This window comes from Methylophaga sp. F-2 (genome assembly GCF_056859315.1).
Window position 1 is genome coordinate 321,564 of record NZ_JBSXOF010000019.1, and the last position, 17,873, is coordinate 339,436.

Annotated in this window: 21 protein-coding genes and 1 pseudogene; 13 read left to right on the forward strand and 9 right to left on the reverse strand. The window is 43.7% G+C overall.

Annotated elements, in window-relative coordinates; all coding sequences use genetic code 11:
* Window positions 1–68 precede the first annotated feature (68 nt).
* Both hflK and hflC read left to right on the forward strand, forming a co-directional pair.
* Entirely contained in the window at window positions 69–1,121 is a 1,053-nt protein-coding gene (hflK, locus tag AC13DA_RS10895; RefSeq protein WP_284451178.1) for an FtsH protease activity modulator HflK, read from the forward strand.
* Window positions 1,118–2,059, forward strand: a complete 942-nt coding sequence (gene hflC, locus AC13DA_RS10900) for a protease modulator HflC (protein ID WP_284451177.1) — start codon at window positions 1,118–1,120, stop codon at window positions 2,057–2,059. The genes hflK and hflC overlap by 4 nt, the downstream gene beginning before the upstream one ends.
* A gap of 74 nt (window positions 2,060–2,133) precedes the next feature.
* Here hflC and AC13DA_RS10905 read toward each other — a convergent pair whose 3' ends face one another.
* Window positions 2,134–3,615, reverse strand: a complete 1,482-nt coding sequence (locus AC13DA_RS10905; RefSeq protein ID WP_284451176.1) for a phospholipase D family protein — start codon at window positions 3,613–3,615, stop codon at window positions 2,134–2,136.
* 291 nt (window positions 3,616–3,906) lie between these two features.
* Between AC13DA_RS10905 and AC13DA_RS10910 the strand changes: the two genes are divergently transcribed.
* Genes AC13DA_RS10910 through AC13DA_RS10935 form a run of 6 tightly spaced genes read left to right on the forward strand, consistent with a single transcriptional unit; the run spans window position 3,907 to window position 7,124 of the window.
* The gene (locus AC13DA_RS10910) at window positions 3,907–4,383 is read left to right on the forward strand and encodes a YHS domain-containing (seleno)protein (protein WP_284451175.1); all 477 of its coding nucleotides are present in this window, start codon (window positions 3,907–3,909) and stop codon (window positions 4,381–4,383) included.
* Between the two features lie 59 nt (window positions 4,384–4,442).
* Window positions 4,443–4,760, forward strand: coding sequence for a thioredoxin family protein (locus AC13DA_RS10915; protein WP_284451174.1), 318 nt, complete (start codon window positions 4,443–4,445; stop codon window positions 4,758–4,760).
* 22 nt (window positions 4,761–4,782) lie between these two features.
* Entirely contained in the window at window positions 4,783–5,058 is a 276-nt protein-coding gene (locus AC13DA_RS10920; protein WP_284451173.1) for a BufA1 family periplasmic bufferin-type metallophore, read from the forward strand.
* 29 nt (window positions 5,059–5,087) lie between these two features.
* Window positions 5,088–5,930 carry an MbnB/TglH/ChrH family RiPP precursor modification enzyme gene (locus AC13DA_RS10925; protein ID WP_284451172.1) on the forward strand — a complete coding sequence of 281 codons (843 nt, stop codon included), beginning with the start codon at window positions 5,088–5,090 and terminating at the stop codon, window positions 5,928–5,930.
* The gene (locus tag AC13DA_RS10930; protein WP_284451171.1) at window positions 5,923–6,675 is read left to right on the forward strand and encodes an HvfC/BufC family peptide modification chaperone; all 753 of its coding nucleotides are present in this window, start codon (window positions 5,923–5,925) and stop codon (window positions 6,673–6,675) included. Before AC13DA_RS10925 ends, AC13DA_RS10930 begins: the two co-directional genes overlap by 8 nt.
* On the forward strand, window positions 6,672–7,124 hold the full coding sequence (locus tag AC13DA_RS10935; RefSeq protein WP_284451170.1) for a DoxX family protein: 453 nt from the start codon (window positions 6,672–6,674) through the stop codon (window positions 7,122–7,124). The genes AC13DA_RS10930 and AC13DA_RS10935 overlap by 4 nt, the downstream gene beginning before the upstream one ends.
* A 52-nt stretch (window positions 7,125–7,176) precedes the next feature.
* On the opposite strand, the gene AC13DA_RS10940 is transcribed toward AC13DA_RS10935, so the two are convergent.
* Window positions 7,177–8,076, reverse strand: a complete 900-nt coding sequence (locus AC13DA_RS10940) for a LysR family transcriptional regulator (RefSeq protein ID WP_482945946.1) — start codon at window positions 8,074–8,076, stop codon at window positions 7,177–7,179.
* Between the two features lie 124 nt (window positions 8,077–8,200).
* Here AC13DA_RS10940 and AC13DA_RS10945 point away from each other — a divergent pair, with 124 nt between their 5' ends.
* The 4 genes from AC13DA_RS10945 to AC13DA_RS10960 are packed head-to-tail and all read left to right on the forward strand — an operon-like array spanning window position 8,201 to window position 10,514.
* A complete protein-coding gene (locus AC13DA_RS10945; protein ID WP_284451168.1) occupies window positions 8,201–8,746 on the forward strand; it encodes a carboxymuconolactone decarboxylase family protein in 546 nt (181 codons plus the stop codon).
* A 54-nt stretch (window positions 8,747–8,800) separates the two neighbouring features.
* Complete coding sequence (locus tag AC13DA_RS10950) at window positions 8,801–9,361, forward strand: pyridoxamine 5'-phosphate oxidase family protein (RefSeq protein ID WP_284451167.1); 561 nt, start codon at window positions 8,801–8,803, stop codon at window positions 9,359–9,361.
* Window positions 9,362–9,416: 55 nt separating this feature from the next.
* Window positions 9,417–10,016, forward strand: coding sequence for a glutathione S-transferase family protein (locus AC13DA_RS10955; protein ID WP_284451166.1), 600 nt, complete (start codon window positions 9,417–9,419; stop codon window positions 10,014–10,016).
* A gap of 24 nt (window positions 10,017–10,040) precedes the next feature.
* The gene (locus tag AC13DA_RS10960) at window positions 10,041–10,514 is read left to right on the forward strand and encodes a nuclear transport factor 2 family protein (RefSeq protein WP_284451165.1); all 474 of its coding nucleotides are present in this window, start codon (window positions 10,041–10,043) and stop codon (window positions 10,512–10,514) included.
* A 47-nt stretch (window positions 10,515–10,561) separates the two neighbouring features.
* Here the strand turns inward: AC13DA_RS10960 and AC13DA_RS10965 are convergent, their stop codons facing one another.
* The 4 genes from AC13DA_RS10965 to cynS all read right to left on the reverse strand — a co-directional run bounded on the left by AC13DA_RS10965 (window position 10,562) and on the right by cynS (window position 13,161).
* Window positions 10,562–10,951, reverse strand: coding sequence for a DUF302 domain-containing protein (locus tag AC13DA_RS10965; protein ID WP_284451164.1), 390 nt, complete (start codon window positions 10,949–10,951; stop codon window positions 10,562–10,564).
* Between the two features lie 53 nt (window positions 10,952–11,004).
* Window positions 11,005–11,283, reverse strand: a complete 279-nt coding sequence (locus tag AC13DA_RS10970) for a Rho-binding antiterminator (protein WP_284451163.1) — start codon at window positions 11,281–11,283, stop codon at window positions 11,005–11,007.
* Window positions 11,284–11,405: 122 nt separating this feature from the next.
* A complete protein-coding gene (locus tag AC13DA_RS10975) occupies window positions 11,406–12,668 on the reverse strand; it encodes an alginate export family protein (protein ID WP_284451162.1) in 1,263 nt (420 codons plus the stop codon).
* 52 nt (window positions 12,669–12,720) lie between these two features.
* Window positions 12,721–13,161, reverse strand: a complete 441-nt coding sequence (cynS, locus tag AC13DA_RS10980; RefSeq protein ID WP_284451161.1) for a cyanase — start codon at window positions 13,159–13,161, stop codon at window positions 12,721–12,723.
* Window positions 13,162–13,415: 254 nt separating this feature from the next.
* Between cynS and AC13DA_RS10985 the strand changes: the two genes are divergently transcribed.
* A complete protein-coding gene (locus AC13DA_RS10985) occupies window positions 13,416–15,296 on the forward strand; it encodes a sigma 54-interacting transcriptional regulator (protein WP_284451160.1) in 1,881 nt (626 codons plus the stop codon).
* Between the two features lie 37 nt (window positions 15,297–15,333).
* On the opposite strand, the pseudogene tatA reads toward AC13DA_RS10985, so the two are convergent.
* From tatA to AC13DA_RS11000, 3 genes and pseudogenes are all read right to left on the reverse strand, one after another.
* Window positions 15,334–15,480, reverse strand: a pseudogene (tatA, locus tag AC13DA_RS10990) (twin-arginine translocase TatA/TatE family subunit); the annotation flags it as partial.
* Window positions 15,481–15,519: 39 nt separating this feature from the next.
* Window positions 15,520–16,137 carry a hypothetical protein gene (locus AC13DA_RS10995; protein WP_284451159.1) on the reverse strand — a complete coding sequence of 206 codons (618 nt, stop codon included), beginning with the start codon at window positions 16,135–16,137 and terminating at the stop codon, window positions 15,520–15,522.
* A gap of 18 nt (window positions 16,138–16,155) precedes the next feature.
* A complete protein-coding gene (locus AC13DA_RS11000) occupies window positions 16,156–17,787 on the reverse strand; it encodes a sigma-54 interaction domain-containing protein (RefSeq protein WP_284451158.1) in 1,632 nt (543 codons plus the stop codon).
* Between the last annotated feature and the right edge of the window lie 86 nt (window positions 17,788–17,873).

Sequence of the window (17,873 nt, forward strand, 5' to 3'; positions counted from 1 at the left end):
TTTGCCCCAATACCGTACACAGCCGCCCCTAAAGAGTAGACTGGCCTTTCAAATAAAGGAGAGAGAAGATGATTCAATCTGTAAAAGACGATGGTCGAGGGCCTTCTGGCCCACCCGACCTCTTTGAATTAATAAAAAAGTTGACTGGTGGTGGCCGCGGCCCTTCGCGTGGCAAGTTAGGTGGCGGTTTTATCGGCGTCCTACTACTTATTCTGCTGGTGTGGGGTGCAATGACTTCTTTCTATACGGTGCAACCAGAACAGCGCGCTGTAGTGAAACGCTTCGGTTCCGTCAAAGGGATTACTGATCCGGGTCTGCATTTCAAAATTCCGTTTGGTATTGATCAAATACAACTGGTCGCGACTGAACGCGTATTGAAGCAGGAGTTTGGCTTCCGCACTCGGGGAACCCGTCAGGGAGAAAGCTCCACCTACAGTGCGGCCGAATTTGAAGATGAGTCATTAATGCTCACTGGCGATTTGAATATGATCGATGTTGAATGGGTGGTGCAATACCGTATTGAAGACCCCATCAAGTTTCTCTATCAGATGCGTGAACCTACTCGTACTCTGCGTGATATTTCCGAGTCTGTGATGCGTCGCATCGTCGGTAATATGCTGGGCTCTGAGGTGTTGACTATCGGCCGTGTGGAAATTCAACAGAAAGCCGGTGATGAGATTCAGGAGATACTCAACCAATACGATGCTGGCATTCGCATCAGCACCGTTGAAATGCAGGATGTAGTGCCGCCCCCTGCTGTTCAACCTGCCTTCAATGAAGTGAATGAAGCCCGTCAGGAGCGCGAACGTATGATTAATGAGGCACAAAAACGAGTGAATCAGGAGATTCCAAACGCTGAGGGTGCTGCGCTTCGAACCGTCGCTGAGGCTGAAGGTTATGCCACGGAACGGGTGAACCGGGCCGATGGTGAAAGTACACGTTTCAGTGCTGTTTTGCGTGAATACCAACAAGCCCCCACGGTGACGCGTTCACGTCTCTATCTGGAAACGTTGAATGAGATCCTGCCGAATATCGGCCAAATTTTGGTGGTGCAGGATGGCCAAGTCGGGCCGCTGCCATTGCTTGATGTGAATCGTAAAACCATTGGAGGTGACAAATGAAAACCTCACTACTTGCCTTCATCGTTGTGTTAGCCGTTATCCTCGGTAACCTTACTCTCTACACCGTAGATGAAGCTGAACAAGCCATTGTGGTCCAGTTCGGTGAACCGATTGGCGATGTGATTAATGAGTCGGGGCTGAAGTTCAAACTCCCTTGGCAGAATGTCCGTTATTTCGATAAACGTCTGTTGGTCTGGGATGGTGATGTGACACAGATTCCGACACTGGGTCGTGAGTTTATTCTTGTGGATACCACGGCACGCTGGAGAATCACTGATCCCCTACTCTTTTTAACCAGTGTTCGCGATGAAGCTGGTGCACGTACTCGACTCGATGACATTATTGATTCGGTGGTAAGAGATATGGTGTCGTCCACCGAACTGGAAGAGATCGTTCGCTCGAAAGACTGGCAAGTGAATGTCGCGGAGTTAGAAGATCCCGCTTTGGCTGAACGCAGTGACGTTAATCTGGAGAAACAACCAAAACTGGGTCGTGAATTATTGGAAGCCGGTATTCTGAAACGGGCTCGGGATTCTATGCCAGCACTGGGGATTGAGCTTGATGATGTGCGTATTAAACGGGTCAATTACATTGAATCTGTGCGTCGTCAGGTGGAAAGCCGCATGATTGCAGAACGTCAGTCCATTGCAGAACGTTTTCGTTCTGAAGGCCGTGGCCGTAGCCAGGAAATCCTGGGTAATATGGAACGCGATCTACGTCGTATTCGTTCTGAAGCCGCGCGTGATGCTGAGAAAATACGCGGTGAGGCAGATGCTGAAGCGACGCGTATTTATGGTGAAGCTTTCGGCGCTGATGCCGAGTTCTATTCTTTCTTCCGTACGCTGGAAAGCTACCGGGCCTTGGGTGCGAATAGTACGCTTATGCTCAATGCTGACTCAGACTTCTTCCGTTATCTGGAAGAGCCACAAGCTCAGTAAACCATTGCCTGTCAGAATCGTCACGCCCACCTGGGCGTGACACCCTGTTTTGATCATCCCATTCTTAGCTTTAACTAAAACGTACTGAGCCCTGTGGCTTCCATGGTGCGATATAACAGTTGGGGCCAACGTCTTTCATCTGCATAGTTTTCATAGTCCACGCTGTAATGACGGCCATACAGATTATGCCAGCGTTCATCAAACCAGCTACGACCACGCCGAAAAGGTGCTGCGTTGGCTGGTCCAGTTAGCACGACACTAGTTTCAAGGTTTAGGTTGTGTAGGTTGCGTCGGGTGAAATTAGTTGAGCCAAGCAACATGGTTGTTTCACCAGTACCACGGTGCATTAGCCATTTAGCATGACATTGTTCGCCATGGGTATCACACCAGCGAACGGTAATACCGGCTTGCGTTAATTCATGGGCCACTGGCCGATTCGGAATACCATTTTTTTGTCGCCCGAAGGCATCTTTATTGGGATCCAGCAACACTCTTAACACGACACCTCGCGTTTGTGCAGATTTCAGCGCTTCCACAATATCCCGATCAGATAAGTAGAACATCGCCATATCCAGCTTATCACCCGATTTAGCTTGGTTAATCATGGCTAATGAGGCTTGTTCTACGGCATTCTCGGTGACGACTTGCACACTGAGATTACTGTCCGTGTTTTCAGTCTTTTGTTGAAGTGACACTTCGGCTAACGCTTTACCTGATAATGCCAGCACGGCCTTTTCGCTCTCCAGTAAATCCCATGCCGCCGGCCCATTAAAACGTAAGGCCACATTGCCGTGGGCGCTGCTGCCATCATGTGGATTGGCCGAGGTCACTAATGCGGTTAATTCTGAGCCATTATCAGCGATAAGCAGTTTGCGGTGATTCGCTTTGAAATTCAGTAAGTTGAGATAGCTTCTTGCAGAGACTTGTCCTTCACCAAACGGATTGGGTAACCACCCGCCTTCACTATTGCCAAACGGCTGAATCAACAAACGCCAAAAACCGGAATAAGCCGGGTTGCTATCACGTAATTGAGTCAAGTCAGTTTGCGTGACGGGTATGCCAGCCGCTTTAAGCTCAGCAAAATGTTTGGAAGGAAGCCCGCCATACAGGCTATTAATGGGATCGGAAATAACGTGTATTTGCAGATCCGGATAACGCTTTTTCTGAGCAATCAACGCGTTGCTGAGTTCATCTGAAAGTGGTCGATGCTGTTCCGCCCCCTCGCCCAGATAGTCATTAAATAAAAACATATCGATCAGTACGATATGACGTGCGTTGGCAATCATCTCAAATACGGTATCGAAAATCTGTTGCCGCGTTTGGCGCTCACCATCAACGGTGAAGGTTCTGTCAGCCAGAAACTGCACATCCGTGGTTGTGCGTTGGGGGCCTGAGAAATTAACACCTGCAGGCAAAGGCTTGTTAACGTGATAGATGGCGACACAAACCGTTGTTAGCAAAAGTAAAAAGAATATCCAACGCCATTTTCCCTTATTCCTTCTCTGCTGTTTCGTACCGAATAAGGCTCTGTGTTGCTGTTTTTTTCTGAATGGCATATTGGATGATCTAAGTAATAATCAATCTCATAAAGTAGCACTATTTATCGATAGTGATAAACCACGTTATCTCGTCTCTCCCCTTTCAAGCTGGCTGACTACTGATTTTTATGCAAAACATTGCAGCTTAATTATTTCAGTTTGCGTAATAGTTTTTTAATCATTCGTCCTATTATTTTATAAATCTGAATGAGAAATAATGTCTCCGCTGATTCGAAAATCATCAGTCACTTAATGTGTAACGAATCGAAACTGTAATTAATACAAACACCTATAACGGAGATGTAAACCATGATAAAGCAATTTTTAATGACGACTACTGCAGCGGTTGCGATCACGCTTTCAGCAGCAACATTGGCAGCAGATATTGATATGAATGCCAACGCCAATGACCTGGCTATTCAGGGTTATGACCCAGTGGCGTATTTCACCAAAGCGGCACCCACTAAAGGATCGAGTGAATATACCGCGACCTATAAAAATGCGATTTATCACTTTAGCAGTGAAAAAAATCGCGATTTATTCCGTGCTGAGCCAAGCAAATATGCCCCACAGTTCGGTGGCTTTTGTGCTTATGGCGTCACCAAAGGCAGAAAGTTTGATACCGACCCAACTGCTTGGCGTGTAGTGGATGGCAAGCTCTATCTGAACCTGAATAAAGATGTGCAAAAACTCTGGGTTGAAGATATTCCTGGCTATATCACCAATGCCAATGACACCTGGCCAACCATCAAAACTTTCAGTGATAAAACACTTGAAACATTTTAGTGCTTTAGCCCTGGCTTTACTTGCCGAATAGGTCAGGGCTTTCATTAAGGAGTTTAACAATGCGAAGAATTACTACTCATGACGAGCTAGAAGCTGAGGCGCAACGTCATGCTTATTTATTACTGAAAATCTCAGCTTCCTGGTGCAACCCTTGCCAAATTTATAGCCCGGTTATTGAGTCAGTTTCAAAGACTCGTAGCGATATTAGTGTGGCTGAAGTGGATGTCGATGATATGCCCGCCATTCGTGAGACCTTTCATGTTCGCTCTGTACCGACACTCATCATGTTTAAAAATGGCAGTGCAGTTGATTCGCTGATTGGCTCACAGGCGGTTGAAAACGTACATGCCTGGATTGACCACACTATCCAAGCTTAATACTCATATAAGGAATGAAGTGATGAAAAACAACGCAATTATTGCTGCTGCAATTGCAGCGACTGTATCACTGGGCGTAACAGCCCCAATCAATGCCTATGCGGCGAGTAAAGAAAAATGCTACGGCGTGGCGAAAGCAGGTCAAAACGACTGTGCCAACTTGGCGGGTACGCACTCATGTGCCGCTCAATCTAAAACGGACAACGATCCAGGTGAATGGAAACTGGTGCCAGCCGGTACCTGTAGCGATCTGGGTGGCTTATCCAAAGATGAAGCGAAGAAGCTTCTTACAAACTAATGACCCGTGACGAACCTATGGAGGCTGAGATGATACAACTCGGTGTAGGATTACGATCCAAACATTATGAAGCCGCCTTAGAACCGGCCTCCATAGACTTCGTTGAAGTGCATGCAGAGAATTTTTTTGCCGATGGTGGTGTATCTCATGCCATATTGGAGCGTATTTCTGAGCGGTATAAGCTGAGTTTTCATGGTACTTCACTGGGGTTGGGTTCATTCACTCCCCCGCCCTTGGCCCATATCCAGAAAATGCGACGGTTGATTGAACGCTATTCACCCCTATTAGTATCGGATCATGCCTGCTTTAGTTGGTCGAGTGACGGTGACAATATCATGCATGCTGGTGACTTATTGCCACTTCGCTTTGATAAGGAAACACTGAGGACGATGTGTCGTAATATCCGACGCGTGCAGGATGTTTTTGGTCAGCAACTACTTGTTGAAAATATTTCGTCGTATTTACCCATAACGGCCTCTGTCATACCTGAAGCAGAATTTTTTAATTTACTTTGTCAGTCGACAGGCTGTGCTGTGTTGCTGGATGTTCACAATCTTCACGTCAATGCGGTCAATCAACAGTCACAATCACCTTTAGATGATGTTTTACAGTTCATTTCAGAATTGGATACGAACTTTGTCGGTGAAATTCATTTAGCCGGCATTGCCGAGCCTTCAGCTGAAATGTGGATTGATGATCATAGTGGCCCAGTCAGTGATGACTGCTGGACGGCTTATTCAGCGGCCATTCAACGTTTTGGTAATGTACCTACCTTAGTTGAATGGGATAGCAGATTACCCGAATGGTCCGAACTTATCGACGAAGCTATGTGCGCTAAGGACTATGCAAATAAGGTGTCTGGCCATGGCTAATTATCAGTCAGATTTATTTCAGGCACTTTGGCTGCAGACAACTTCCACGTACAGCATAGAGGCAGTTTCTATCTACAGAAATAATCTGTTGATGAATGCCAATAGAGCCTTATCCATCACTTATCCAACCTTCGTTCAACTGCTGGGTGAGGACGTGTTTAGCTTGTTGATAAGGGACTTTATCCAGCATGAACTATTGACCGAAGGTGACTGGGGCATGTGGGGGGAAACCCTACCAGACTGGTTAGAACAACATCAGGATCTGGACGATTGTCCATTCATTAAAGACTGTGCCAGGCTCGACTGGCTTTGCCATAAAGCCGAGCGTGCGTGTGATGTGGTTAATATAACCGGGTTTGATCTTGCGCCAGAAGCTAACTTAGCAAGCCTGAAACTTCAATATTGTGCTGGTGTGGCGCTGCTTGAATCGAATTACCCCGTGGTTGATATCTGGCAGGCACATCAAACCTCAGATAAACATCAACGCCAATCTTTTTTTCAGCAGGCAAAAAACAAACTCACAGATGGCAGCGGTCAACACGTTCTGGTTTGGCGACCTAAGTGGAAGGCCAATGTCCGTGAGGTGGATGAGGCTGAGATCGATTGGCTCAGACTCACTGTTTCCGGCTGCGGTATTTCTGACGCACTGGACCAGGTTCATCCTCAATTTAATTTTGAAACTTGGTTACAACAATCCATCAGTGAGGGGCTTATCACTGGCTTTTATCAGGAGAAAACACGATGACTTATCTTAATTTACGCGTCCAGTATAGCGAGCAACTTATAAAGGCGCGATCGGTACTTGAATCACTGACTTTACTCAGTGTCAGGTTTTACCTGTTCTCTGTCTTTTTCTTTGCTGGCTTTAATAAATTAAAAGACTGGGAGTCCACCCTGTTTTTATTTGAATACGAATATAGCGTGCCGTTTTTAAGACATGATATTGCAGCTTATCTTGGCACAGCAGCCGAGATTGCTTTACCGGTGTTGCTGCTAATTGGGTTATTAACCCCGGTAGCCGCTATCGGTTTGTTTATATTTAATTTTGTGGCCGTTATCAGTTTGGCAGAAATGCCTGCGGCGGCTTTTTTATTACACGTTATCTGGGGTGGATTGCTATTTTCTCTATTGCTTTGGGGACCAGGCAAAATAGCGTTGGATAAGTTCGTATTTAATAGTAGAGATACATACTGATCATATCAGCTATCCAGAGCATATCGACTCTGGATAGCTAGTTGTTTTGCGTTTAATTCAACGACGTTTGTGAACGTAAGTGTTCCACCATCCAGTCAATCAGGCTACGTGTTCTGGCAGAAGAGTAACGGCCTTCTCTGTGCACCACATGCACGGGGACGGGGGGATGTTCGTATTCGCTTAGAATGATTTTTAATGCCCCACTCTCCAGACTGTCGGCGACTTGATAAGACAGAAATCGTGAAATGCCCATATCAGCTAACACGGCTTTTTCTGCCGAGAAATTATCACTGACGGTTAAAAATGGATTGACTCTGACACTGGTGGCTTTGCCTTTATTTATAAACTTAAGCTCGTTACTTGGGCTGAGTCCTCTGGCTAGAATAATTCTGTGGTCGGCTAAGTCTTCTGGTTTTTTCGGGTAGCCATGTTCCTTCAGATACGGCGTCGATGCACATAAAACCCGACGAATAGCCCCGACTTTAATGGCTTTATACGATGAGTCCTGTAGTTCACCAATTCGTATCGCGACATCGACACCCTCTTCCAGCATATTGATCACACGATCAACGAATAAGGCATCCACCTGCATGTCCGGGTAGTTTTTTAAATAACTGATAAGCCCATCCATCACATAAAGCCGCCCGAATAATACGGAGGCAGTAATTCTGACCAGCCCTTTGGGGATGGCATTTCTGCCTCTGACAGCATCATCGGCCTCTTCGGATAAGGCGACTATTTGTTTGGCATCTTTATAGTAACGTTGCCCGGCATCAGTGATTTGCAGGTGTCGGGTAGTTCGGTGTAACAGCTTTACGCCCAGCCGGGTTTCGAGTTCTGATACGGCCCGACTGACGGCGGGAGGACTTAGTCTGAGTTTACGGGCGGCACTGGCAAAACCTTCGTTTTCCACCACGGCCACGAACACCGTCATTAAGTGTAATCGGTCCATTTATTATTCCACTTTATGCAATAGTTAATTAATCATTTGTCTGATTATTATATTTCTGATAATAGCCAATAATGTTCTCGCTGGAAACACAACATCATTAATTACTGACAACAGGAGAACAAACATGAGCAGAATCACTACCGTCACAGACGATATTGCGAATAACGAACAAGCAGAATTATTTGCAGCCATTAAAACAAAATTAGGCATCGTGCCCAATTTCCTTCGGGTGTTTGCCAATTCACCGGATGCACTGAAAGCCTTTCTGGGGTTTCACCATATTGCTGGCAATGGCTCTTTGGATGCCGCCACACGTGAGCGAATTGCATTAACGCTGGCCCAGAAAAATGAATGTAGCTATTGCTTATCAGCGCATACGGCTATCGGACGTAAAACTGGACTCAACAGCGATGAGATAACCGCCAACCGTCAGGGTGACAGCCATGATGCGAAAGCAGCTGTGGCGGTGAAGTTTGCACGTAAACTGGCTGAGCACACAGGTGATGTGACGACCGCTGAACTACAGGAAATGCGTGATGCAGGGTTTACTGATGCCGATATTGTCGAAGTGATCACCCATACAGGCATTAACTTATTAACGAATATTCTGAGTAAAGCCAGTCGTGTCGACATTGACTTTCCTAAAGTCGATTTGAATCAGGCGGCGTAGAGCAGCAGAGCGTGCCCGGCCTTCTGGCCGGGCAATTATTCTGAGGAGCGTAATATGGCCAGAGCTTTTACCAAAATCGCTTTCACCGATCATGTGAAACAGGTTCAGTCTGAGATGGGCAGCCGTGAGCTTTATGAGACACTGGAACAAGGTGTAACAGATGAAGTATTTATTGATGCCCGAGTAAAACAGTTTATTGAACAACAGGATAGCTTTTATATAGCAACCACCAATGAGGATGGTTGGCCGTATATTCAGCACCGTGGCGGACCAAAAGGTTTTCTGAAAGTATTGAATGAGACACAAATTGGCTTTGCTGACCTTGCTGGCAACCGGCAATATCTTACGGTGGGTAATATTCTTGGCAATAATAAGGTGTGTTTATTTTTGATGAACTATGCCGACAAACGCCGACTGAAACTATGGGGCCGTGCTGAACTGGTTCATGAACAAGATAATTTCAGTCTGGTTCAGCAACTTGAGGTGGATGAGTTTCGTGCTCCAGTTGAGCGAGGCATTGTTATCACGCTGGAAGCGATGGACTGGAACTGCCCAAAGTATATTACGCCGCGTTATACGCAGGATGAAATATCGCAGTTTTTAGTTGATGATTAGCGTGTAATTAATTGAAAAGACTATTTTATTTAGACTTTAGAAGAGCTTCGTGATTATGATTTTATATAACATTCCATTATCGGGTAACTGCCATAAAGTCAGGCTAATGCTTCGCTTTTTAGGCTTGGATTATCAAATATACGATTTAGATTTGGGGATGACTGAACAGTTAAGTGAAGATTTTTTGAAATTAAATCCTTTTGGGCAGGCACCTGTGATTAATGATCAGGGTGTGATGGTTCGAGATAGTCAGGCGATTTTAGTTTATCTGGCTAAAAAATATGGCGGTGAACAATGGTGGTCTGAGGATCCTATTGTATTAGCCAAGATCATAAGCTGGTTATCTACTGCCGCGAATGAGCTACAAAATGGTCCGGCCAGATTACGTCTGCACCATAAAATGGGCCGACCTATCGACGTTAAACACGCCACCGATACTACAACGAAGTTGCTGAACATCATTGACCGTCATTTAGCCAATAGACAATGGCTAGTTGCTGACAAGTTAAGCATTGCTGATATTGCTATTTACCCTTATCTGGCCTTGGCTCATGAAGGCCAGGTCAATCTCAGTCCCTACCAGAATATCAGTGCTTGGCTGGCACGGTTTGAGTCATTACCAAACTATATATCCATGCCAGGCATCAACGTATAAATCTAATATTGGAGAACAAACACTATGACAACTGACATAAAGCACCCTCTTCCGCCATTTGATGAAGCCTCGGCGACACAGAAAGTCCGCATGGCTGAAGATGCCTGGAATAGTCGCGATCCGGATCGTGTTGCACAGGTTTATACCGAAGATACGATTTGGCGTAACCGCGCTGAATTTCCTCGTGGTCGAGACCAAGTCAGAGACTTTTTGCAGAAAAAATGGGCAAGAGAGCTCAACTATCGTTTAATAAAAGAATTGTGGGTCTTTGAACAAAACCGTATTGCCGTGCGTTTTGCTTATGAATGGCATGATGATAGTGGTAACTGGTTTCGGTCCTACGGCAATGAAAACTGGGAATTTAATGAGCAAGGCTTAATGCAGCGTCGCTTTGCCTGCATTAATGATTTGCCCATTAAAGAATCCGATCGTCTATTTCACTGGGCATTAGGCAGAAGACCGGATGACCACCCGAGTTTGAGTGATTTAAACCTGTAAATACGATTTAGCTCCAGGAGTTATCTTGGAGCTATTTTTTGTGATGGTTAGTCTGCTTTAGAAAATGACTTTAGTTCAGCGACTAATTCGTCGAATATACTCTGCATCTTATCAAGCACTGGATGGTCACCGAGAAGATATGCTTTGCTGTAGTCTTTGACATTAGGATAGATAAGCAGTGTTTCGCCTTTATTTTCAATAGCTGCTAAGCGTAAGGGCAGTTCGATACTGACGTTTATATCCTTTTGCATCAGGGGTGTGCCTGCTTTGGGGTTACCAAAAATCAGCACATGGGATGCTGGCATATCCAGTTCATGTTTTTTTGCGTTGGCTTGATGATCGATATCACAAAATAGGGTTAAACCTTTTTCTTGAATGGACTGTTTTAAAAAATCTACGGTTTGATTTACAGGTAAGTCTATTTTGATTTGTTCCATGCCCTACTATCCAATTGTTTGTTTAAAGTGTGACTAAATTTTATTGAAAACCGTTATTTGTTACTTAAAGTCATATCTTCAACATACTGATTATCAATTAAAATCGTGATTTTAATAATATCTTGCAGTGTGAATATTAGTGTTTCGTTTTTAACCTTAATTTTGATACCTTCTTTTCGTTCAGCTGTGTAGGCAGTATCAAACGGGATGCCCTTCACAGTATCGCCAGATTGAAGGGTGAGCTGAATGGGATATTGACACAGGCAGATCAGTTCTATTCGGTCGTAATCGCTACAACTTATTCGTGTGTCAGCCGATTGAGATTCGGTCATCTTAATGTCCATCCAATGAAAGTAAATAGATCAGACTGTGTAAGGTGTTGGAAACGGTAAGATTTTGGTCTTTTAACAGGATTGGGCAGCCAGAAGACTACCCAACCAGACGTTTCTGTTATTTAGAATGTCACTTGACCAAATAACCAGAATTTTTCAGTATCAACACTAGCATAACTGTCATCACCCGCGTTGTAGTCAGCATATTTCACACCAACTACATAATGCTTATTGAATGATTTTTGTAGTAACAGGTCAATTTCATCACCTGCATCCTGACTGCCCTTGTCTGTTTCAAAATCATGGTAAACAACGACTAATTTCAGACCGTAAACTGTACCAGCCAGCGTGAAGTATGTATCTTGTAAACCGACGCTAGGCGTGGCTGAGAACATATCTGCCCAACCTTGATATGCATGGTTAGTACCTAACAGAGTTTTAAAGCTTGATGTGCCATTGCCTTCTTGCAGTTCATATGAGACTTTTGCTAACCAACCCTTATACTTACCACCCAGTTCAGCCATATAATAATTCTGGTCGTCCATGGTACCGGATTTATACTCATCCTGATTCGCGTATTCAGCTGCATAAACCACGTTAAAATTATCATTGACTGGTTGGGTGCCACTGAAGCGAATCCCCAGCGTTTTATTTGATTTCGTTTCGTACAATTTGGAATCGTACTCAAGAAAATAGCCATAACCTTCTAACTTACCGATGGGTAAACCACTGTATTGAATATTGAATAAATGTGAGTTCATATCGACCACACCGTCTTCAACACCAAAAACCGGGTTGTTGGCATCATCACCCATCACAAAATTAATTTTATTGATATAGGCATAGCTGATTTGTGTATCAGCGAAGCTTGTATTTTTCAAACTAAACGCATCAAATGATTGATGATGTTGGCGCCAAATGATATTACCGATATGGCGGTGCCATGGTGTGTCACGATACATAAGCTCCTGACGGCCAAACTTGAACTCAGTATCAAACCCGTTGTATTGCAGGTAAGCCTGGTTTACTTCAGTTCCGTCTGGATCCGCAATAACTGAATACTCATTTTTACCTTGTGGTGCAGGATTAAAGTCATATTTCTCACTGCCTAAAGCGGTGACATCTTCAAACTCGACAAAGCCTTTAAAGCCATGAAATACACCTGTTTGATAACCCAAGGTAGTACGAATAGTGTAGGCATCGGCATCTTTTCTCGATGGGTTATCATCCGATACAGACTCATATCTGGCTCTCGCCGAAAAGCTGACTTTACCGCCAGTTAATGCTGAGTAAAAGTCATCTTCAGCCAATACCGTGTTACTTGTTAAGCCTAAACCCAAGCTAATAGCTGAACCCAGGATGGTAGGGATTAATCTCTGTTTCATTTCCATCGTCTTTCCTAATTATAAAGTTGTTTATAAATAACCTGACGACCTACTACCAGCTTTTATATGGCAAGAACTTACCATTCATTGTGACGACAACACGATCCCCTTTTGGATCTTCTTGTTTATCAACCTCCATTGAAAAGTCGATAGCACTCATAATGCCATCGCCAAATTTTTCTTGGATGACTTCCTTCAGTGTTTCCCCATATACACCAACGATTTCATAGAGGCGATAAACCAGTGGATCAGTGGGAACGGCTTGGTCCCAGACTTTAGTCGGGTAAGCTTGTAATGCCACAGACACTTCAGCATCCAAGCCTAAGAATTTCACCATGGTATCCGCGACTTCTTTTGATGTGCTGTTCATCCCCAGGCATGCAGAGGTTAACCATACGGGTGATACATTCACGGCTTTTGCAATCTCTTCCCAGCTCACACCTTTAGCTAGTTTTGCTGCGATGATGGTTTCTGTCATTGTGATTTTGTTCATTATTAGCTTCCTATCAATTGAGTTAAATAAACATGAATAAAACTATTCACAATGAGTATTGCAACTGTGGTGCCAATATTTTTATAACGCATAAGTATCTGATAAACAATAATATTATTTATTTTTTGTGATGGGTTTTATGTTACGATAATTCGTAAATAACGAAACATCGTAATCATTTATTACTAAATATCGTAATAGACGATATACTCTTTTTTATGGCATCGATATTAAACAATTTGGACACGGACTTAATGATGGATAAACACCCATTTTTCCAGCTCTCTGCCACACCACAATTAATTATTCTGCCTTATGAAAACCGTGTTCTTATGGCTAATGATGAAGCGTGTTTATTGTTGGGTCTGTCGCTCTCTGAAATTAGGCAAACAGCCGTCACCTATTTTTTCTCTGCTGATGTGCCTGAGCTTATTGCATTCACTGAAAAGGTCTTAGCTCAGCATAAAGGCTATGCTGAATTCATGCTCAAGCTTAAAAACGAAGATATTCAGGTAGGCATCCATGCTCGAAGTGTCGTCATGGGTGACATCGCTCACTTATTATTGAGTCTCAATAAAATAGCAGAACAAAAGCAGCGTGATGACTTCAAAGAAATCCAAAACTACTATCATTCAGGAATAGGCTATTGGAACTATATTTCGCATATTTTCCAGGACTTTGAACGAGAGAATAAACTCCTGCTAGATGCTGCCGGAGATGGTATTTATGGCGTTGATAAAAGTGGCTCTACAACATTTTTGAACCCCGCGGCTGAGCGAATTTTGGGTTATAAAGCGTCTGAGCTTGCTGGAAAAAATATGCATAAGATGGTGCACCATTCGAATGCCGATGGTACCCATTTCAGAGATGAGGACTGCCCCATATTCGAAGCGTTTCGTGATGGCACAGTCCATAAAATCGAAGACGATGTTTTCTGGACGAAGTCAGGCAAGCCAATAGATGTTGAATACACCAGCACACCCATCAAGGACAAAGGTACGGTTATCGGTGCTGTGGTTATCTTTCGTGACGTCACTCAAAAGAAATCCGATCACAAAAAATTGCTTGAGGCACTTAATGAAGTCGAGACCTTGAAAAACAAATTGGAACAGGAAAAAGCCTACCTTCAAGAAGAAATCAAGTCAGACTTTAATCATCACAACATTATTGGCAAAAGTGCCGCGATTCAGCATGTTATTCGCCAGGTGTCTTTGGTTGCACCGACTGATTCAACAGTACTTATTACTGGCGAGTCTGGTACAGGTAAAGAACTTATCGCTAGGGCGATTCATGAAATGAGCCTGCGATCAAAACATCCACTTATTCGTGTTAACTGCTCTGCTATTCCGGCCGATTTATTTGAGAGTGAATTTTTTGGCCACGTTAAAGGAGCTTTTACTGGTGCCTCATCGGATCGACTGGGCCGGTTTGAACTGGCCGATGGCGGCACCTTATTTCTGGATGAAGTGGGTGAAATACCGTTGAATTTGCAAGGCAAGTTATTACGGGTCTTACAAGAACAACAATTTGATCGAGTGGGTGAATCAAAAACGCGTCATACCGATGTCCGAATCATTTCAGCCACTAACCGCGACTTGAAGCAACTGGTCAATCAAGGGTTATTCAGAGAGGATTTGTACTTTAGATTGAATGTGTTCCCTATTGAGTCTATTCCTCTTCGTAAACGCAAAGAAGACATCCCTATCCTGACGCAATTTTTCCTGCAGAAATTTAGCTTACGCACCAAGAAACATGAGCTCAAGATTCCCATAAGTGAACTCAAGAATCTTCAGGCTTATCATTGGCCTGGAAATATACGGGAGCTTGAAAATGTAATCGAACGCCAAGTCATATTAACCCAGGGCGACACGCTGAGGTTCAGTCATCTGATTGCCAGCCCTGAAAGCCATTTTGTCGAAGCTAAAAATGCAGAACCACATGCTATTTTGACTAAAGCCCAATTAGTGAAAAAAGAATATGAAAATATTATCAGCGCCTTAAAAGCTTGCAACGGTAAGGTGTCAGGTGCTGATGGCGCGGCTGAGTTACTGGCTATCAAAACAACGACATTGTATTCCCGAATCAAAAAATACGGTATTGATTGTCGTCAATTCAAAACTGCTAATGATGCTTGACGTAGTCGTTACCAGACACTGTCAGCTATTATAAAGGTTTATCTTCTCCCACCGCTTTTTTAAAATTTTTAATAGCACTGCCTAAGTCGCCACCTAGGGAACGGAATTTTTTTGTGCCAAATAATAAGACCAAAATGGCTAATACAATCAATAACTGCCAAATACTAATTCCAGCTAACCCCATCTGTTTTTCCTCTAAGATTTGAATATATGTGTTTGAACCTTACTGAATCCGTTTGTATAGTGCATACAGGTAGGGTCTTGGTGAGCCATCTGGATTAATGTAGGTATGTTCAAGATGATCAACAAGCTCAAACTGCTTGCCTAAAAAGTCAGTGAGACTCTCGAGTGAATAACGCTTTATCTTTAATCCTGCACATTTCTCTGCACCATGACTGGCAAATTCAGCAAATAGTGCATAACCACCCACTTTTAAATCTGCATTCAGATTATTCAGATAACCATTTTGTTCGTACTCATCAGTGAGAAAATGCAATACCGCACGATCTAGCCAAATATCGATCCGATTCGTCAGATCAGTCAATGGCGTTGATATAGTTTGATTATAAAATTCGATCATCCTACCTTGTGATAACACCCTTGCCAAAACATGATTAATCGCTTTAAGGCTTATATCATTGATGATGACCTGTGAACCTGAGTCCAATAAAGTATCCACAATACGTGAAACGCCCACACCAGGAATAAATACCTGCTTATTAACTAAGGTCGTTGCCTTTTCCAACAATGAAAGTGTGAGTGAATAGTCTTGCTCATACCACCCCAGCGAAGATTCGGGCGTTGAGTTAAATATCGCATCCCAATGTGTGGAGTGAGACATTACACACTCAGATAAAAATTAAACATCGGTTAGTCCCAGTTTTTGAATACGGTAGTGAAATTGTCGCGGCGTCATCCCCAGACTCGCTGCTGCCCGAGTTTTGTTACCACCACAGCGTTGATAAGCCTCACGTAATATCTCAGCTTCATCTTCTCTTACCCAGTTATAAGGACGTTGGGCAATGGCCTCTTCTTGTGGGTAACCATAAACAGGCGTTTGTGTTACGCGGGGATGATTGATTGACTGTCTACCGGCTTCAACATGACCTTCAATGTACGATTCCTGGGCTAGAATGTGTTGTAAATCAGTGCTTGTAATCTCATTCCCATGACAGGTTATGACTAACCTTTTGATGACATTTTCCAGCTGGCGAATATTGCCTGGCCAGGTATATTGCTCAAGACTTTCCATGGTGCCTTTTGCCATAAAAACGCTACGGTTGTATTCACGGTTAGCTTCAAGTAGAAAATGAATCGCAAGGATTTTAATGTCCCCTGTTCTTTCTCTGATGGGTGGTAAGGTTATGGGAAAAACATTTAGGCGATAAAATAAATCCAGTCTGAATTTACCTTCATTAACAGCACGTTGAAGATTCTTATGTGAGGCAGAAATAAATCGTACATTAATGGGGATATCCTTACTGCCGCCAACTCGCTGGATACTATTACTCTCTAGTGCCCGCAATAATTTGGATTGAAGCTCAAGATCCAGGTCGCCAATCTCGTCCAGAAAGAAAGTGCCGCCGTTTGCTAGTTCAAGCTTGCCTTTTTTCGTGGTGGTAGCGCCTGTAAATGCACCTTTCTCGTGACCGAACAGTTCAGACTCAATGAGGTTTTCAGGTATCGCCGCACAGTTCACCGCTATAAAAGGTTCATCTCTTCGGGAACTGCTTAGATGAATCATCCGTGAGAATTTTTCTTTTCCTGTGCCTGACTCGCCCGATAACAAAACATTGACCGTAGTGTCAGCCACTTGTAATACTTGTCTCAAGACATATTTAATCGCATCACTCTCTCCTAAAATGCCATGCCCGACATTGTGATGAGATAAGGCATCTTTTAGCTCTTTATTCTCTTCAGTCAAACGAGCCGTTCTTTCTTCAATTAGATGATTAATTTTTATGATCTGAGCAATAAAGGTGGCAATGATTTTTAGGATGACCAAATCATCATCAATGGCGCGCTTTCGCATTCTTAAACGATGGCAAGCTAAAACCCCAACCGTAATTTCCCCATCCAGTATCGGTACAGCAATATAGGCGACCACTTCATTGGGTAAACTGGCACGATCAACAGCTCTGTATAGATATAGAGGCTCTTCATCAATATTCTGAACAACCGCCGTCTGTCCGGTTTTCATAACATGACCAGTCACGCCTTCATTCAGGGTATACGAACCACGTTTTTTTTCTTCATGAGTTAAACCATAGGCATAGTTGATTCGTAAGGTTTCACCATAGGCATAGGGTAAAAGCACCCGACCTCTGTTTAAGCCCAGCATTTGAGACATCAGACGTAATAAATTGCCTATAGCTATCTCCGGGCTATCTGACTGGCCGATCAATTTGGCCGCCTCATGGAGTACGGACAGGTCAACCTTTTCATTATCAGGCAGTGAGAGGTTTGCTTGTAGCTGTTTACTCGAGGTCATCGCAATATCACCTTAATAAGCGATGAAGTGTGAAGCAAGTGACTTCACACTTCATTTTTGTTGTTAACACGTCAACGCGTTTCACT

Bases quoted from the DNA above. Each gene is read 5' to 3' on its own strand.
- hflK (WP_284451178.1), top strand. From the start codon at position 69: ATGATTCAATCTGTAAAAGACGATGGTCGAGGGCCTTCTGGCCCACCC.
- hflC (WP_284451177.1), top strand. From the start codon at position 1,118: ATGAAAACCTCACTACTTGCCTTCATCGTTGTGTTAGCCGTTATCCTC.
- AC13DA_RS10905 (WP_284451176.1), bottom strand. From the start codon at position 3,615: ATGCCATTCAGAAAAAAACAGCAACACAGAGCCTTATTCGGTACGAAA.
- AC13DA_RS10910 (WP_284451175.1), top strand. From the start codon at position 3,907: ATGATAAAGCAATTTTTAATGACGACTACTGCAGCGGTTGCGATCACG.
- AC13DA_RS10915 (WP_284451174.1), top strand. From the start codon at position 4,443: ATGCGAAGAATTACTACTCATGACGAGCTAGAAGCTGAGGCGCAACGT.
- AC13DA_RS10920 (WP_284451173.1), top strand. From the start codon at position 4,783: ATGAAAAACAACGCAATTATTGCTGCTGCAATTGCAGCGACTGTATCA.
- AC13DA_RS10925 (WP_284451172.1), top strand. From the start codon at position 5,088: ATGATACAACTCGGTGTAGGATTACGATCCAAACATTATGAAGCCGCC.
- AC13DA_RS10930 (WP_284451171.1), top strand. From the start codon at position 5,923: ATGGCTAATTATCAGTCAGATTTATTTCAGGCACTTTGGCTGCAGACA.
- AC13DA_RS10935 (WP_284451170.1), top strand. From the start codon at position 6,672: ATGACTTATCTTAATTTACGCGTCCAGTATAGCGAGCAACTTATAAAG.
- AC13DA_RS10940 (WP_482945946.1), bottom strand. From the start codon at position 8,076: ATGGACCGATTACACTTAATGACGGTGTTCGTGGCCGTGGTGGAAAAC.
- AC13DA_RS10945 (WP_284451168.1), top strand. From the start codon at position 8,201: ATGAGCAGAATCACTACCGTCACAGACGATATTGCGAATAACGAACAA.
- AC13DA_RS10950 (WP_284451167.1), top strand. From the start codon at position 8,801: ATGGCCAGAGCTTTTACCAAAATCGCTTTCACCGATCATGTGAAACAG.
- AC13DA_RS10955 (WP_284451166.1), top strand. From the start codon at position 9,417: ATGATTTTATATAACATTCCATTATCGGGTAACTGCCATAAAGTCAGG.
- AC13DA_RS10960 (WP_284451165.1), top strand. From the start codon at position 10,041: ATGACAACTGACATAAAGCACCCTCTTCCGCCATTTGATGAAGCCTCG.
- AC13DA_RS10965 (WP_284451164.1), bottom strand. From the start codon at position 10,951: ATGGAACAAATCAAAATAGACTTACCTGTAAATCAAACCGTAGATTTT.
- AC13DA_RS10970 (WP_284451163.1), bottom strand. From the start codon at position 11,283: ATGACCGAATCTCAATCGGCTGACACACGAATAAGTTGTAGCGATTAC.
- AC13DA_RS10975 (WP_284451162.1), bottom strand. From the start codon at position 12,668: ATGAAACAGAGATTAATCCCTACCATCCTGGGTTCAGCTATTAGCTTG.
- cynS (WP_284451161.1), bottom strand. From the start codon at position 13,161: ATGAACAAAATCACAATGACAGAAACCATCATCGCAGCAAAACTAGCT.
- AC13DA_RS10985 (WP_284451160.1), top strand. From the start codon at position 13,416: ATGATGGATAAACACCCATTTTTCCAGCTCTCTGCCACACCACAATTA.
- AC13DA_RS10995 (WP_284451159.1), bottom strand. From the start codon at position 16,137: ATGTCTCACTCCACACATTGGGATGCGATATTTAACTCAACGCCCGAA.
- AC13DA_RS11000 (WP_284451158.1), bottom strand. From the start codon at position 17,787: ATGACCTCGAGTAAACAGCTACAAGCAAACCTCTCACTGCCTGATAAT.